This is a genomic window from Streptomyces sp. NPDC088785 (assembly GCF_044750685.1).
Taxonomy (GTDB): Bacteria; Actinomycetota; Actinomycetes; order Streptomycetales; family Streptomycetaceae; genus Streptomyces.
This window is the reverse complement of record NZ_JBIVKH010000003.1, coordinates 660,327-673,341: the sequence shown is the minus strand read 5'-3', so window position 1 is coordinate 673,341 and position 13,015 is coordinate 660,327. Positions and strand designations below refer to the sequence as shown.

14 protein-coding genes are annotated in these 13,015 nt (G+C 73.8%); 8 read left to right on the top strand and 6 right to left on the bottom strand.

Annotated elements, in window-relative coordinates:
• A complete protein-coding gene (locus ACIP5K_RS13685; RefSeq protein WP_401408801.1) occupies positions 1 to 645 on the bottom strand; it encodes a PadR family transcriptional regulator in 645 nt (214 codons plus the stop codon).
• 350 nt (positions 646 to 995) lie between these two features.
• On the opposite strand from ACIP5K_RS13685, the gene ACIP5K_RS13680 reads away from it, so the two are divergent.
• Complete coding sequence (locus ACIP5K_RS13680) at positions 996 to 1,238, top strand: DUF397 domain-containing protein (protein WP_401409010.1); 243 nt, start codon at positions 996 to 998, stop codon at positions 1,236 to 1,238.
• A 99-nt stretch (positions 1,239 to 1,337) separates the two neighbouring features.
• On the opposite strand, the gene ACIP5K_RS13675 is transcribed toward ACIP5K_RS13680, so the two are convergent.
• Positions 1,338 to 1,829: an ATP-binding protein gene (locus tag ACIP5K_RS13675; protein WP_401408799.1), complete on the bottom strand. Its 492-nt coding sequence runs from the start codon at positions 1,827 to 1,829 to the stop codon at positions 1,338 to 1,340.
• Positions 1,830 to 2,088: 259 nt separating this feature from the next.
• On the opposite strand from ACIP5K_RS13675, the gene ACIP5K_RS13670 reads away from it, so the two are divergent.
• Together ACIP5K_RS13670 and ACIP5K_RS13665 are read left to right on the top strand one after the other, a co-directional pair.
• Positions 2,089 to 2,958, top strand: a complete 870-nt coding sequence (locus tag ACIP5K_RS13670) for a helix-turn-helix domain-containing protein (RefSeq protein WP_401408797.1) — start codon at positions 2,089 to 2,091, stop codon at positions 2,956 to 2,958.
• A gap of 109 nt (positions 2,959 to 3,067) precedes the next feature.
• Positions 3,068 to 4,534, top strand: a complete 1,467-nt coding sequence (locus ACIP5K_RS13665; protein ID WP_401408794.1) for an aldehyde dehydrogenase family protein — start codon at positions 3,068 to 3,070, stop codon at positions 4,532 to 4,534.
• Positions 4,535 to 4,612: 78 nt separating this feature from the next.
• On the opposite strand, the gene rpmG is transcribed toward ACIP5K_RS13665, so the two are convergent.
• Complete coding sequence (gene rpmG, locus ACIP5K_RS13660; protein ID WP_401408791.1) at positions 4,613 to 4,777, bottom strand: 50S ribosomal protein L33; 165 nt, start codon at positions 4,775 to 4,777, stop codon at positions 4,613 to 4,615.
• Between the two features lie 114 nt (positions 4,778 to 4,891).
• Here rpmG and ACIP5K_RS13655 point away from each other — a divergent pair, with 114 nt between their 5' ends.
• Entirely contained in the window at positions 4,892 to 5,386 is a 495-nt protein-coding gene (locus tag ACIP5K_RS13655) for a hypothetical protein (RefSeq protein WP_401408789.1), read from the top strand.
• 59 nt (positions 5,387 to 5,445) lie between these two features.
• Here the strand turns inward: ACIP5K_RS13655 and ACIP5K_RS13650 are convergent, their stop codons facing one another.
• Positions 5,446 to 7,788, bottom strand: a complete 2,343-nt coding sequence (locus ACIP5K_RS13650) for an FUSC family protein (protein ID WP_401408787.1) — start codon at positions 7,786 to 7,788, stop codon at positions 5,446 to 5,448.
• Positions 7,789 to 8,007: 219 nt separating this feature from the next.
• Positions 8,008 to 8,430: an ArsR/SmtB family transcription factor gene (locus ACIP5K_RS13645; protein WP_401408784.1), complete on the bottom strand. Its 423-nt coding sequence runs from the start codon at positions 8,428 to 8,430 to the stop codon at positions 8,008 to 8,010.
• Between the two features lie 226 nt (positions 8,431 to 8,656).
• Here ACIP5K_RS13645 and ACIP5K_RS13640 point away from each other — a divergent pair, with 226 nt between their 5' ends.
• The gene (locus ACIP5K_RS13640) at positions 8,657 to 9,742 is read left to right on the top strand and encodes a Gfo/Idh/MocA family protein (protein WP_401408782.1); all 1,086 of its coding nucleotides are present in this window, start codon (positions 8,657 to 8,659) and stop codon (positions 9,740 to 9,742) included.
• A gap of 9 nt (positions 9,743 to 9,751) precedes the next feature.
• On the opposite strand, the gene ACIP5K_RS13635 is transcribed toward ACIP5K_RS13640, so the two are convergent.
• Positions 9,752 to 10,879 (bottom strand): DUF2786 domain-containing protein, encoded by a 1,128-nt coding sequence (locus ACIP5K_RS13635; RefSeq protein ID WP_401408779.1) that lies wholly within the window; start codon positions 10,877 to 10,879, stop codon positions 9,752 to 9,754.
• Positions 10,880 to 11,007: 128 nt separating this feature from the next.
• Between ACIP5K_RS13635 and ACIP5K_RS13630 the strand changes: the two genes are divergently transcribed.
• Genes ACIP5K_RS13630 through ACIP5K_RS13620 form a run of 3 tightly spaced genes read left to right on the top strand, consistent with a single transcriptional unit; the run spans position 11,008 to position 12,986 of the window.
• Entirely contained in the window at positions 11,008 to 11,571 is a 564-nt protein-coding gene (locus ACIP5K_RS13630) for a DoxX family protein (RefSeq protein ID WP_401408776.1), read from the top strand.
• 12 nt (positions 11,572 to 11,583) lie between these two features.
• The gene (locus ACIP5K_RS13625; protein ID WP_401408773.1) at positions 11,584 to 12,069 is read left to right on the top strand and encodes a hypothetical protein; all 486 of its coding nucleotides are present in this window, start codon (positions 11,584 to 11,586) and stop codon (positions 12,067 to 12,069) included.
• Positions 12,066 to 12,986 (top strand): RNA polymerase sigma-70 factor, encoded by a 921-nt coding sequence (locus ACIP5K_RS13620; protein ID WP_401408771.1) that lies wholly within the window; start codon positions 12,066 to 12,068, stop codon positions 12,984 to 12,986. Before ACIP5K_RS13625 ends, ACIP5K_RS13620 begins: the two co-directional genes overlap by 4 nt.
• The last annotated feature ends 29 nt before the right edge of the window (positions 12,987 to 13,015 follow it).

Sequence of the window (13,015 nt, the reverse complement as noted above, 5' to 3'; positions counted from 1 at the left end):
CTACAGCCGGTCGCCGGGGTGCGGCTTCCCCGTCGCGTACGGGTTCGCCTCGCCGTCCTTCAGGACACCGACGAACGGCTCCCCTGGCTCCCCCGCGAACACGTACGCGCCGCCCTCGACACGGGCGATGAGCCCCTCGGTCCACTCGGTGCCGAAGTCCGCGGAGTGCACCCAGTAGTCCATGATCTCGCCGATGTGCCCGAGCCGCCCGGGGCCCTCCTCGGGCGTGTAGTACCCGGTGACGGTGGCCCGCCAGGCGCTGATGGAGCGCAGCCGCTCCTTGAGGAGGGCCACCGCCTCGGCGCGCGGCAGGTCCACCATGCCGCCGAGCGCCGCCACGAGGAGGTCGGGCTTCTGCCCGTACGCGACCAGGGCCTGGCGCAGCAGCCGCAGGTACTCCTCGTCGCCGCGCCCGGTGATCTCGTACTCGGTGCGCGGCGGGCCGCCGGCCGTGGACGGCGCGACCTCGTGCGCGAGCAGCAGTCCCTGCTTCGCCAGCTGCTTCAGCGCGTGGTAGACGGAGCCCGGTTTGGCGTTCGACCACTCGTGGGCGCCCCAGTACTCCAGGTCGCTGCGGACCTGGTAGCCGTGCGCACGGCCGTGCTGGCGTACGGCGTTGAGCACCAGGAGGCGGATGGCTGACATGCGCCCAGCCTAGGACGTCGCCCACGGGCCGCTCGCGGACCGCTCGAAGGGCGGGGCGAGCCGCTGGGAGGCGGTCCCGGCCGTCGCGGGGGCCGCGGGCCGCGGGAACACGCGCGGTGTCCGACAACGTTGGCATGGCGGGTGGCGGCCAGGGCAGGCGGTGCCGGAGCTGTAACCAGGGGAACACCGCGCGTGCACGTGCATCTGCCCATGCAGCTGCATGTGAACGCAGCTATGATCCAGGGCAGGTCGGGGCAGCTCACCGCTGCTTTGCACGAGTCGGAAGCCGCCGGCGGACCGGGCGGGACCGTTCACCCATGCGGCACTTACAGCACCACCGGGAGCGAACCGTGGACCACGTGTACAACGGCATGGCGGCCACGGACCTGGACGGTGTGGTCTGGCAGAAGAGCCGGCACAGCAACTCCCAGGGATCCTGCGTGGAGTTCGCGAAACTCCCCGGCGGCCGGGTGGCGGTGCGCAACTCCAACTTCCCCGAGGGGCCCGCGCTCGTGTACACGCCGGCCGAGATCGAGGCGATGCTGCTCGGCGTGAAGGACGGGGAGTTCGACCACCTGACCGCCGGCACCTGACGGCCGCGCGGGGCGCCGCGGCGGCGGGCGGCCGGCTGACGCGCGTAGACACGCCACCCGCCGGGTCCCGCCCGTCCGCGTGCCGGGACGGGCGTGTCTTCAGAGTCTGAACAGCGCCCAGACGACCTTGCCGCTCAGCCTTCCGGCCAGCGGGTGCCAGCCCCAGCTGTCGCTGAACGAGCCGACGAGGAAGAGGCCGCGCCCCGACTCCGCCACGAAGTCGTCCACGCCGCCCCCGGCCTCGGGGCTGTCGTCGCTGGGATCGCGCACCGCGCACACCAGGCGCGAGGTCCAGCGCATCAGGTGCAGCCGCACCGGCGGGTCCTGGCCGTGCGGGGCGTCCGCGGGCAGTGCGTGCCGCAGCGCGTTGGTGACCAGCTCGGAGACGACCAGGCAGACGTCGTCGAAGCGCTCGGCCACGTCCCAGTCGGACAGCGTGCGGCGGGTGAACTCCCGTGCGCTGCGCACCGCTTCGTACCGGGCCGGCAGCGCGCACGAGGCGGCGCTGGAGACGGCCGAGGGATCGATGGGGGGAAGGCCCTGCCGTAACGCGTCGACAGACTCGAGCATGGTCGATCCGTTCGTCCCCATGCGAGGCACTCCCCAGTTTCGCAGTACGTAGCGAGCGGTGGTGGCGACCATCGTTCCGAATGCGTACAGCGGATGCAAGGGCAGATGCACGTGCACGCGCCGGACTTGGACGTTCCCGTACCGCTTCTTGCTCATTTCTCCCTACGACTTCTTGCGCAGCCCTTTCGCGATCTTTCCATTTCTGTAACCGGGCGAGTACGCGGCGAAGCGTTTAAGTGGCAGACTTCGCCCCCTGCACCGATGGGGAGGATGAAGAGACGTGACCGCTGGGGAGTCGAGTGGCTCGGTGGTGCGACGCATTCTGCTGGGCTCGCAACTGAGACGCCTGAGGGAATCGCGCGGCATCACGAGGGAGGCCGCAGGCTACTCGATCCGCGCCTCCGAATCGAAGATCAGCCGCTTGGAGTTGGGACGGGTGAGCTTCAAGGCGAGGGACGTCGAGGACCTGCTGACGCTGTACGGCGTGACCGACGGCAGCGAGCGCGAGGCACTGCTCTCGCTCGTCAAGGAGGCCAACGTCGCGGGCTGGTGGCACAGTTACTCCGACGTGCTGCCGGGATGGTTCCAGACGTACGTCGGTCTGGAGGGCGCCGCGTCGGCGATCCGGGGATACGAGGCACAGTTCGTGCACGGCCTGCTCCAGACCGAGGCGTACGCGCACGCGGTGGTGGCCCAGGGCATGCGCGGCGCCTCCGCCGAGGACATCGACCGGCGGGTCTCGCTGCGCCTGGCGCGCCAGAAGATCCTGGTCGCCGAGCGCGCGCCGCAGGTCAGCCTGGTGCTCGACGAGGCCGCGCTGCGCCGGGTGCACGGCGGGCCCGAGGTGATGCGCGGCCAGCTGGAGCATCTGATCGAGGCGACCGAACTGCCCCATCTCACGCTCCAGATCATGCCGTTCAGCCACGGCTGGCACGCGGGCGAGTCCGGCACCTTCACCATCCTCGGCTTCCCCGAGTCCGACCTCTCCGACGTCGTCTTCCTGGAACAGCTCACCAGCGCGCTGTACCTGGACAAGCGCGAGGACGTCGCCCAGTACGAGACGGCGATGACGGACCTGCGGGCCCAGTGCCCGCCGCCGGAGGAGAGCGCGCGGCTGCTGCGCCGCATTCTCTCCGAGCTCCCCGACTGAATTCGCCTTTTTCCCACCGCAGTTGACCGGACGGCTGCCACAACTGGTCCACGCCGGTCGTACGATGACGGGATCTCAGGTGTCCGGCGATCCAGCAAGGGAACTCACCATGGCCCTCCCGTCCTACTTCACCGAGCTGGACCGGCAGTACATCGACGGCGAATGGCGCACCGGGCGCGGGGCCTGGGACATCATCGACCTCAATCCGTACACCGGTGACAAGCTCGCCTCGATCACGGTGGCCTCGGTGGAGCAGGTCGACGAGGCGTACCGGGCCGCCGAGCGGGCGCAGAAGGAGTGGGCTCGGACCACCGCGCACGCGCGCCGGGCGGTCTTCGAGCGGGCGCTGCACCTGGTCGAGGAGCGGGAGCCGGAGATAGCCGAGGCGATCATCGACGAGCTCGGCGGCACCCGGGTGAAGGCCGGCTTCGAACTGCACCTCGCGAAGGAGTTCCTGCGCGAGTCGATCCGGCTGACGGGTCTGCCGCAGGGCGAGGTGATCCCCTCACCGGTGGACGGCAAGGAGAACCGGCTCTACCGGGTGCCGGTCGGGGTCGTCGGCGTCATCTCGCCGTTCAACTTCCCCTTCCTGCTGTCCCTGAAGTCGGTGGCGCCCGCGCTGGCGCTGGGCAACGGCGTGGTGCTCAAGCCGCACCAGGACACCCCGGTCTGCGGCGGCTCCCTGATCGCGAAGGTCTTCGAGGACGCGGGGCTGCCGGCCGGGCTGCTCAACGTGGTCATCACCGACATCGCCGAGATCGGCGACACCCTGCTCACCCACCCGGTGCCGAAGGTGATCTCGTTCACCGGCTCCGACCGGATCGGGCAGCACGTGGCGACGGTGTGCGCCGCGCAGTTCAAGTACGTGGTCCTGGAGCTGGGCGGCAACAGCGCGCTGACCGTCCTCGACGACGCCGACGTGGACTACGCGGTCGACGCGGCGGTGTTCAGCCGCTTCGTGCACCAGGGCCAGGTCTGCATGGCGGCCAACCGGATCCTCGTGGACCGGAAGGTGGAGGAGGAGTTCACCCGGAAGTTCGTCGCCAAGGTGAAGTCCCTGAAGTCGGGCGACCCGCGCGACCCGGAGACCGTGATCGGCCCGGTGATCAGCTCCAACCAGGCGGACGCGCTCTGCGGGGTCGTCGAGCAGGCCCTCGCCGAGGGCGCGACGGCGCTGGTGCGGGGCGGCGCCCGGGGCAATGTCGTCGAGCCGGTGGTGCTGACGGGGCTGCCCGCCGACTCCCCCGTGCTGCGGCAGGAGATCTTCGGGCCGGTGGCGCTGCTGATCCCGTTCGACGGGGACGCGGAGGCGGTGCGGATCGCCAACGACACCCCGTACGGCCTGAGCGGCGCCGTGCACACGGCCGACGTGGAGCGGGGCGTGGCGTTCGCCCAGCAGATCGACACGGGCATGATCCACGTCAACGACGGCACCGTGCACGACGAGCCGCTGGTCGCCTTCGGCGGCGAGAAGCGCTCGGGCCTCGGGCGGCTCAACGGCGGCGCCACGGTGGAGGCGTTCACCACCCAGAAGTGGATCTCGGTCCAGCACGGCAGGTCCCGCTTCCCCTTCTAGCTCCGGCAGGTCCGGCGGGGCGCGGGCCGGCCACCCGGTCATCGTGTGCAGGTCACCGGGTGCCGGTGCGGAACACGGTCAGCGCTCCTCCCGGAAGTCGACGTGCCGGCCCGCCACCGGGTCGAACTTGCGCAGGGTCATGCGGTCGGGGTCGTTGCGCCGATTCTTGCGGGTGACGTAGGTGAAGCCCGTGCCCTCGGTGGACCTGAGCTTGATCACTGGACGGAGTTCGTTGCGTGCCATGCGCCCAGTATACGAAAATGACTGCCATTTTCAATAGACTCTTCCGCGGGACCGTGACCCCTGGTAACTTGCTGGCTCGACCCGGCGGTATCAGCAGTGACACTGGGGGACTTTGTGCACAGCAGGAACGTACGGATCGCCGTGGGGACCGCGGCGGTCGCGGCGGCGCTGGCCGTGAGCGGGTGCAGCGGCGACGGCGGCGACGGGGCCGGCCGGTCCGGCGCGGGGGCGACGGCGTCCTCCTCGGCGTCGGCGTCGGCGGCGCCGGAGGGTTCGGCCGGGTCCGGGTCCGGGTCCGCCGAGGACGCGGTGGGCATCTGGAGCGCGACCACCGACGGGCAGGCCGTGGTGCTCGTGATCGGCGGCCGGCAGGCGTCGCTGAGCACGGGGGACGGGCATCTGTGCACCGGCACCGTGACCGGGACGGGTGAGCGGACGCTGACGCTCAAGTGCGCGGACGGGAACACCGACCGCACCGCGGGCACGGTCGAGTCCAACGACGGGTCGACCATGCGGGTCTCCTGGAAGGCCGGGGCGCGGGACACCTTCAAGAGGTCGACGAACGGCAAGCTCCCGACCGGACTGCCCAGCGGCGTCCCCACGGGCTGACGGCGCGGGGCGCCTCGGGGTGTCTCAGGGCGCCTCAAGGTGTCCCGGGGGGCAGGGGTTCAGGGGCGCGGGGGGTCGTCCGGGGGGAGGGTGGTGGGCCGGGTGGGCCGGGTGGGCTCTGGGGTGGTCTCTGGGGTGGTCTCTGGGGTGGTCTCCGGGGTGGTCTCCGGGGTGGTCTCCGGGGTGGTCTCCGGTGCGGGCCCCGCGGGCTTCCGCGCGGTTGCCGTGTCGGGCTCCGGGGCGGGCTTGACCGACATGGGGGGCTCGTCGGTGTCGAGGGCCTCGCTCACCTCATCCAGGGCCGCCAGGAGCAGGCCCCCGCCCCGGCGCACGACCCGGTCGGGGACGCCGTCGCCGTCCCAGGCGTCGAGGGCCCCGCGCACCGCCTTCCAGTGCGGGACGCGGCGCTCGCGGATGGCGCGGGCGCCGTCGCGGGTCGCCGTGCGCAGCGCCTCGGCCAGCTCCGCCGCGGCGGGCACCGGGGTGGCGTCGCGCTCGGGCAGATGGGCCTCCATGAGCATCGCGACCCGGCCCAGGTGGTGCAGGGCGTGCGCCGCGTCGTCGGCGGCCGTGCGGGACAGCCCGCGGTGGCGTACGGGCTCGGTCCTGGCCCGGTCCGCCGCCTGGTCCCAGGCGATGTGCGCGTCCCGGGCGGCCAGCAGGGCGGCCCGCACGTCGGGGCAGGACTTGCCCGCCGGATGGGCGTAGTGGTCGACGACCGTGGCCGCGTACTCGCCGACCGCGATCAGCCGCTCGGCGAGCCGGGTGCGCAGCCGCGGGGTCTCCCAGGCCGGGTACAGGGCGTAGGAGAGCATCGCGAGGATGCCGCCCGCGAGGGTGAGCACGACGCGTTCGGGCACCGTCTGGTCCCAGGTCTGGCCGCCCATGCCGAGCAGGAAGACCACGTACGCGGCGACGCACGCCTGCGCGGCGAGCTGTCCGGTGCGCATCAGCAGGTACATCAGGGCCGCGCAGACCACGGCCAGGGTGGCGGAGGTCCAGGTGCCGGGGTGGGCGAGCTGGACGACCGCCGTCGCCACGGTCACGCCGACGAGGGTGCCGCAGAAACGGGCGACGGCGCGCGAGTACGTCTGGGAGAAGTCGGGGCGCATCACCATGACGGCCGCCATCGGCGCCCAGTAGCCGTGGCCGAGCGGCAGCGTGTCACCGATCAGGTAGCCGACGACGGCGACGGCGCTCACGCGGGTGGCGTGGCGCAGGATCGGCGACCCGGGGCGGGCCTCCTTCCTGATGGCCCGCACGGCGGTGGGCAGCAGCTTCAGGAGGCCGGGGCGGGGCAGGGCGGGCGGCGGGTCGGCGACGGGCCCGGGCCCGGCCGCGCCCCGCACGCCGAGGTGCCCGGGCAGCCGCGCCGGGAGCCGGTGCCACAGGGGTTCCGCCGGGTGCCCCGGCGGGTCGACCTCGCCCGCGGTCTCCAGTACGTCCCTCAGGAGCGAGCCGAGCCGGGTGGCCGCGCGGTGCGGCGGTCCGGCCAGGACGGTGCCGGTGTCCGGGGTGCGCAGGGCGGCCACGGCCGGGGCCGGGACGCGGACCGGGGCGCCGGTGCGGATGGCGCGGGCCGCGGCGTCGAGGATCGAGCCCGCGGCGCCGAGGAGTTCACGGGCCCGGTCGCGCGCGGCGCCCTCCTCGGGGACGCCGACGGCCGGGTCGGCGAGGGAGGCGAGGACCGGGCGGATCCGTTCGGCCAGGCCGCGGGCGCCGTGCAGCTGGGCGGGGCGGGTGCGGGCCTGGCGCGGGGTGAGCGCGGCGGCGCTGCGCGCGAGCATCAGCGGCTGCGGGTCGAAGGGGGCGAGCGGGTCGTGGCGCAGCCGGCGGGCGTAGTCGGCCTCGGCGGCGAGCGCGTCGGCGAGCGCGTCGCGGTGCGCTCCCCAGCGCCGTACGGGGAAGAGGATCACCAGGGTGGCCTGGACGAGGCCGCCGAAGACCATCATCGCGGCGTGCCCGGCGGCCTCGCCGATCGAGGTCGGCAGGGTGATGGTGACCAGCATCATCGCCACGTTGGAGGAGGCGATGATGCCGATGGTCGGGCCCGCCGCCCAGCCCAGGCCCGCGCAGAAGGTCCACACCGCGAGCAGCGGCACGAACAGCAGCAGGTGGGAGCCGGTGAGGTAGCCGAGGAACGTGGAGATGCCGAGGCTGGTGCCGGAGGCGATGGCCAGCTCGGGGCGGGGGCGCCAGCTGCGCTGGAAGGTGGCGATCGCCGCCTGGAACGCGCCGAACGCCGAGCCCGCCGCCACAGCCGGGCCGAACGCCGCCAGGCTGATGGCGACGACGATCGCGAGGCCCGCGGCGCCGCGCAGGGCGATCAGGGGTTCCAGTCGTTTCCGCTCGACGGTCAGGCCCGAGCGGGTGGTGTCCTTCAGCGCCCGGAACCAGCTCACATCGCCACAATACGGGCAATCGTCCGCGGGCTGTCACCCGGCCCTCCCGGAGGACGGACCCGTCGGGCACGTGGGACCCGTCGGGCACGTGGGACCTGTCAGGCACGTGGGACCTGTCAGGCACGTGGGACCCGTCAGGCACGTGGGACCCGGCGGACTCGGCGGACTCGACGATTCGGCGGGTCCGCCGGACTGGGCGGGTCCGCCGGACTGGGCGGGTCAGTCGGACTCGGTGGGTCCGTCCGGTTCATCGGGTGCGACGGGCTCGTCGCGGAGGACGAGGGCGAGCAGGCCGGGGAAGCGGGCGTCGAACTCCTCGCGGCGCAGCCGGTTCAGCCGGCGGGCGCCCGCGTCCCGCTGCTCCAGCAGGCCCGCCTCGCGCAGCACGGTGAAGTGGCGGCTCAGCGTGGCCTTGGTGACCGGCACGTCGAAGGTGCCGCAGGGCCGCACCCAGGGGCCGGACGCGGCCAGCTCCCGCACGAGGGTGCGGCGGACCGGGTCGGCCAGGGCGAGCAGGGCCGCCTCCAGGGTGACGTCCCGGGGGTGGGTGTGGGCGGGGGCGGCGCGGTGGCCCGTCGCACCGGTGCCGCACGCGGCGCCTTCGGTGGCCCGGGTGGTGTCGGTGGCCTCGGTGGCCGTCATGGTGTGTGCTCCCTGCCTCCGGGTCGCCGGCCGCACCGGGGGCGCCCGGATGAACCTGCCCGTACGTGTGGTGCGGATCTGTGGGGTGCCGATCTGCGGATCCGGTCTGCCGATCTGGCCTGCGGATCTGGTCTGCGGATCTTGCAGAGTGTTCGACGTCGTGCGTACACTCACCGCCCTGAGTGTTCGCTGAACGTCGAACAGTCTACCGCTGAAGGAGTCAGCCATGCCCTCGCACTCTTCGTCCCCCGTCGGCGTAGGCATCGTCGGCCTCTCCGCCCGGGGCGGCTGGGCCGCCCGCGCCCATCTGCCCGCGCTGCGGCAGCTCGACGGCTTCGAGGTGCGGGCCCTCTCCGCGAGCAGCCCCGCCTCCGCACGGGAGGCCGCAGAGAAGTACGGGGTGGCGCGGGCCCACGACAGCGCGGCGGAGCTGGCGGCGGACGACGCGGTCGACCTCGTCGTGGTCACCGTCAAGGTGCCCGACCACCTGGAGATCGTCCGGGCCGCGCTCGACGCCGGGAAGGCGGTGCTCTCCGAGTGGCCGCTGGGGACCGGTCCCGCGGAGGCCGAGGAGCTGGCGTCGCTGGCGGCCGGGCGCGGGCTGCGCACGTTCACCGGGCTCCAGGCGCGCTCGGCGCCCCTGGTGCGCCGGCTGCGCGACCTCGTCGCGGAGGGATACGTCGGCGAGGTGCTCTCCACCAGCGTGGTGGCCTCCGCGCGGGGCTGGGGCGCGACCGTCCACGAGGGCGGCGCCTATCTGCTGGACCGGGCGTCGGGGGCCAGCATGACGACGATCCCGTTCGGGCACACCCTCGACGGACTGAGCGCGGTGCTCGGTGACGTGGCCGAGGTCAGCGCGGTGTCCGCCACGCGGCGCCGGACCGTCACGGACGACGCCGGCCGGATCCACCGCCCGGACGTCGCCGACCAGCTGGTGCTGGGCGGGGTGCTCGACTCCGGGGCGGTGCTCTCCATGCACTACCGGGGCGGGGCGTCGCGGGGCACGAACTTCCTCTGGGAGATCAACGGAACGGACGGCGACCTCGTCGTCACCGGTGACAGCGGGCATCTTCAGATGGCGGAGTTCTCCCTGGCGGGTGCGCGCGGCACGGACAGCGCGCTGTCCCCGCTCCCCGTCCCCGACCAGTACTTCGAACCGGCGCTCGACGCGCTGCGGGGCACGGTGGCGTACAACGTGGGCGCGGCCTACGTGCAGCTCCGCCGCGATCTGGTGGACGGGACCCGGGTCCTCCCCGACTTCGCCCACGCGGCCCGCCACCACCGCCTCCTCGCCCGCATCGAACAGAACTGACCGCGGCGGCTAGTCGAGGGCCCGTCGATCCCCGGGAAGCCGGGCCCGGTCGGCGGCGGCGCCCCCCTCGCTCCAGCCGACCCCGTCCGACACCCCCCGCACCCGCGTCACCACCGTCGCCGGGAACATCTCCTCGACCCGCCCGGTCACTGCGACCTCCCGCGCCGCCAGCACCGGCAGCACCTCCCGCTCCCCACCGGCGACCTCCCCGGACACCGCGGCCAGCCGGTCCCCGATCCGCTGCGCGTACGCCGCCAGGAACGCCTGCCGGAACGTCTTCGTGCGCCGCCGCCCCCCGGCCCGCTGCTCGGCCTCGGCCCGCGTCATCGCCCGGTCCGCCTGCACCAGCAGCGACGTGTACAGCAGTTCCACGACCTCCAGGTCGGCCTCGAACCCGACGACGGTCGAGAACCCGAACGCGCTGCTCCACACGGCCCGGCACCGGTTCGCCCCGGCGACCGCGTCGAGCAGCACCGCCTTGGCGGTCTCGTAGGGCGCGTCGACACCGATGCGGCACGCGCCCGGCCGGTCGGCGGTGTGCGTACGGGAGGCGAGCAGCGCCTCGTCGACGGAGTGCCGGGCCATCAGCTCCTGCGCCTTGGCGGTGAGCGCCTCGGCCTCGGGCGGGTAGCCGGTCGCCTCCGCCTTGGCCAGCAGCGCCCGGATCCGGGCGAGCGCACGCGGCTCACCGGCGACGGGCACGGTGACGGACTCGCCGGGCACCGGCCCGACCGGCTCGATCGCGGGCAGCCGCAGCAGCACCCGGTACAGCTCCAGGGCGCCGGTGGCGGCGGAGAACCGGTCCTGGCGCCCGTCGGCGGCGTCCGGGCCCGGCAGGTCGGCGAGCTGCCCGGCCCAGCGCGGCGGCAGCGGGTCGTAGCGCGCGGTCTCCGTCCGGATCAGGTGCGCGGCGAGGCGGGCGTGCGCGGCGTCGAGCCCTTCGTCGCGTACGACCATGCGCAGCACGTCGGCGGGCTGCCACCCCCGCTCCCAGGCCCGCCGCACGAACTCGCGCCCGCGCAGGGCCAGTTCGGCGTCGGCGGCCGGGTCGGCGGCGAGCAGGGACGCGCCGAGGTCCAGGTCTCCGGTGTCGTACAGCGCGGCCGCGAAGGCCCGCGCGACGGTGCTGTCGCTCATCGCGGGTCCGCCGCGCACTCGGCCTGCGCCATGGAAGGGCCTCCTGTTCGCACGGGTCGTCCGGGCACGGCCGCCCGCGCCCGGACGATCGTCTCAGCCGTCACGGCACGACGCCCGAGGGGGCGGCCGTGACCCGCGCGGAGACCGTCCGCCGCGCCGATGTCACAGGCGCGGGCGCCGTCTCGTCCACGGGGTCGTGCACCCGGAACACACCCCCTCCGCACAAGGACAACAGCAAGGCCAAGAACAACAAGAACAAGACCAAGACCAAGAACAAGAACAAGGACAAAAGAGACAAGGACGGACGAATGAACCTCGCACTGTGGATCACCACGGGCCTGCTGGCCGCGGTCGCGCTGACCGGCGGCGTCACCAAGGCGTTCGTACCGAAGGAGAAGCTCGCCGCGGCGCACGGCGGCGGCTGGACGGCCGGGGCCGGCACCGGCTTCGTGAAGGGCCTCGGGGTGCTGGAGCTGCTGGCGGCGGCCGGGCTGATCCTGCCCGCCGCACTCGGCGTCGCCCCGGTCCTGGTGCCGGTGACGGCCGTCTGCTGGGTCGCCCTGATGATCGGCGCGATGATCACCCACAGGCGGCTCGGCGAGTACCCGCTCGTCGCGCTGAACGCCTTCTACCTCGCCCTCGCGGCCTTCATCGCCTGGGGCAGGACCGGTCCCGGCCCCTTCACGGGCTGAGCCGCGGCGGGCATGATCATGCGAGTGTTCCTGGCCGACGGCGACGGGGTCGTGGGGCGGCTCCTGGTGGCGGGGTTCGTGCGGCGCGGCCACCGGGTCACGGCGGCGACGGCGCACGGGGCCACGCTGGACGCGCTGGCGCGGTGGGGGGCGCGGGGCAGGCTGATGGACGGCCGGGACGCGGTGTCGGTGGGGGTGACGGTGGGCGCGGCGCGTCCGGACGCCATCGTGCACCGCATGACCGTACGGGAGGGCGGCGGCACCGACCATCTGCTGGCCGCGGCGCAGGCGGCGGGCGTCCCGCACGTCGTCGCCTGGTCGCCCGCCCCGCGGCCGCGCCCCCTGTCGGCTCCGGAGAGCGCGGTGCTGGCGGCCGGCGGCGCGGTGCTGCCGCGCTGCGCACACCTCGGCGCCGCGGCGGAAGCCACGGTCCGGGCCGTGGAACAGCGAAGGACGGGCGTGCTCCGGTGCGCCCCCTGCGAGGGGAGGACACCATGACCGGCCGGACCAGGACCGAGGAGTTCCAGGAGCTGCGCCCGCTGCTGTTCTCGATCGCGTACCGGATCCTGGGCAGCGTGAGCGAGGCCGAGGACGCCGTCCAGGAGACCTGGCTGCGGTACGCGGCGACGGCGACCGTGCCGAGGTCGGCGCGGGCGTTCCTGTCGGCGACGGTGACCCGGCTCTCGATCGACGTGCTGCGCTCGGCGCGGGTGCGGCGGGAGGCGTACGTGGGACCGTGGTTCCCGGAGCCGCTGCTCAGCGACCCGTACGAGGATCCGGCGCGCGCCGCCGAACTGGCCGAATCGGTGTCGACGGCCGCCCTGCTGCTCCTCGAACGCCTCAGCCCGCTGGAACGCGCCGCGTTCGTCCTGCGCGAGGTCTTCGACTTCGGCTACGCCGAGGTGGCGTCGGCGGTGGGCCGCTCCGAGTCCGCGTGCCGCCAGCTGGTGGTGCGGGCGCGGCGGCACATGGCGGCGGGTCGCCCCCGTTTCGCGGCGGACCGCGCCGCGCGGGACGAGCTGGCGGCCCGCTTCTTCGACGCGCTGCGCGAAGGCGACGTCCCCGGACTGCGCGAGCTGCTCGCCGCCGACGTCTCGATGGACGGCGACGGCGGCGGCAAGGCTCCGCAACTGGCCCGGACGGTCCTCGGGGCGGCACCCGTCGCCCGCCTCCTCGGCGCCGTCTTCCCCCGCATGGCCCGCGCCGCCGTGACCTGGGAGCGCCACGACATCAACGGCGATCCCGGCGCCGTCTTCCGCGACCGGGACGGCAAGGTGCTGCACACCATGGCCCTGGAGATCCACGACACCCGCGTCCACGCGATCCGCACGGTCGTCAACCCCGACAAACTGACCCACCTGGGCCCGGTGGCGGACGCCTGGGCGGTGCACACCCGGGTCAGAACGACCCCCTGAACACCCCCGGCCCTCCGAACAACCTCCTG

What these genes read in the sequence shown, in the direction of transcription:
- ACIP5K_RS13640 (WP_401408782.1), top strand. Translation starts at nt 8,657, where the DNA reads ATGCCCTCGCACTCTTCGTCCCCCGTCGGCGTAGGCATCGTCGGCCTC.
- ACIP5K_RS13620 (WP_401408771.1), top strand. Translation starts at nt 12,066, where the DNA reads ATGACCGGCCGGACCAGGACCGAGGAGTTCCAGGAGCTGCGCCCGCTG.
- ACIP5K_RS13625 (WP_401408773.1), top strand. Translation starts at nt 11,584, where the DNA reads ATGATCATGCGAGTGTTCCTGGCCGACGGCGACGGGGTCGTGGGGCGG.
- ACIP5K_RS13665 (WP_401408794.1), top strand. Translation starts at nt 3,068, where the DNA reads ATGGCCCTCCCGTCCTACTTCACCGAGCTGGACCGGCAGTACATCGAC.
- rpmG (WP_401408791.1), bottom strand. Translation starts at nt 4,777, where the DNA reads ATGGCACGCAACGAACTCCGTCCAGTGATCAAGCTCAGGTCCACCGAG.
- ACIP5K_RS13675 (WP_401408799.1), bottom strand. Translation starts at nt 1,829, where the DNA reads ATGGGGACGAACGGATCGACCATGCTCGAGTCTGTCGACGCGTTACGG.
- ACIP5K_RS13645 (WP_401408784.1), bottom strand. Translation starts at nt 8,430, where the DNA reads ATGACGGCCACCGAGGCCACCGACACCACCCGGGCCACCGAAGGCGCC.
- ACIP5K_RS13685 (WP_401408801.1), bottom strand. Translation starts at nt 645, where the DNA reads ATGTCAGCCATCCGCCTCCTGGTGCTCAACGCCGTACGCCAGCACGGC.
- ACIP5K_RS13635 (WP_401408779.1), bottom strand. Translation starts at nt 10,879, where the DNA reads ATGAGCGACAGCACCGTCGCGCGGGCCTTCGCGGCCGCGCTGTACGAC.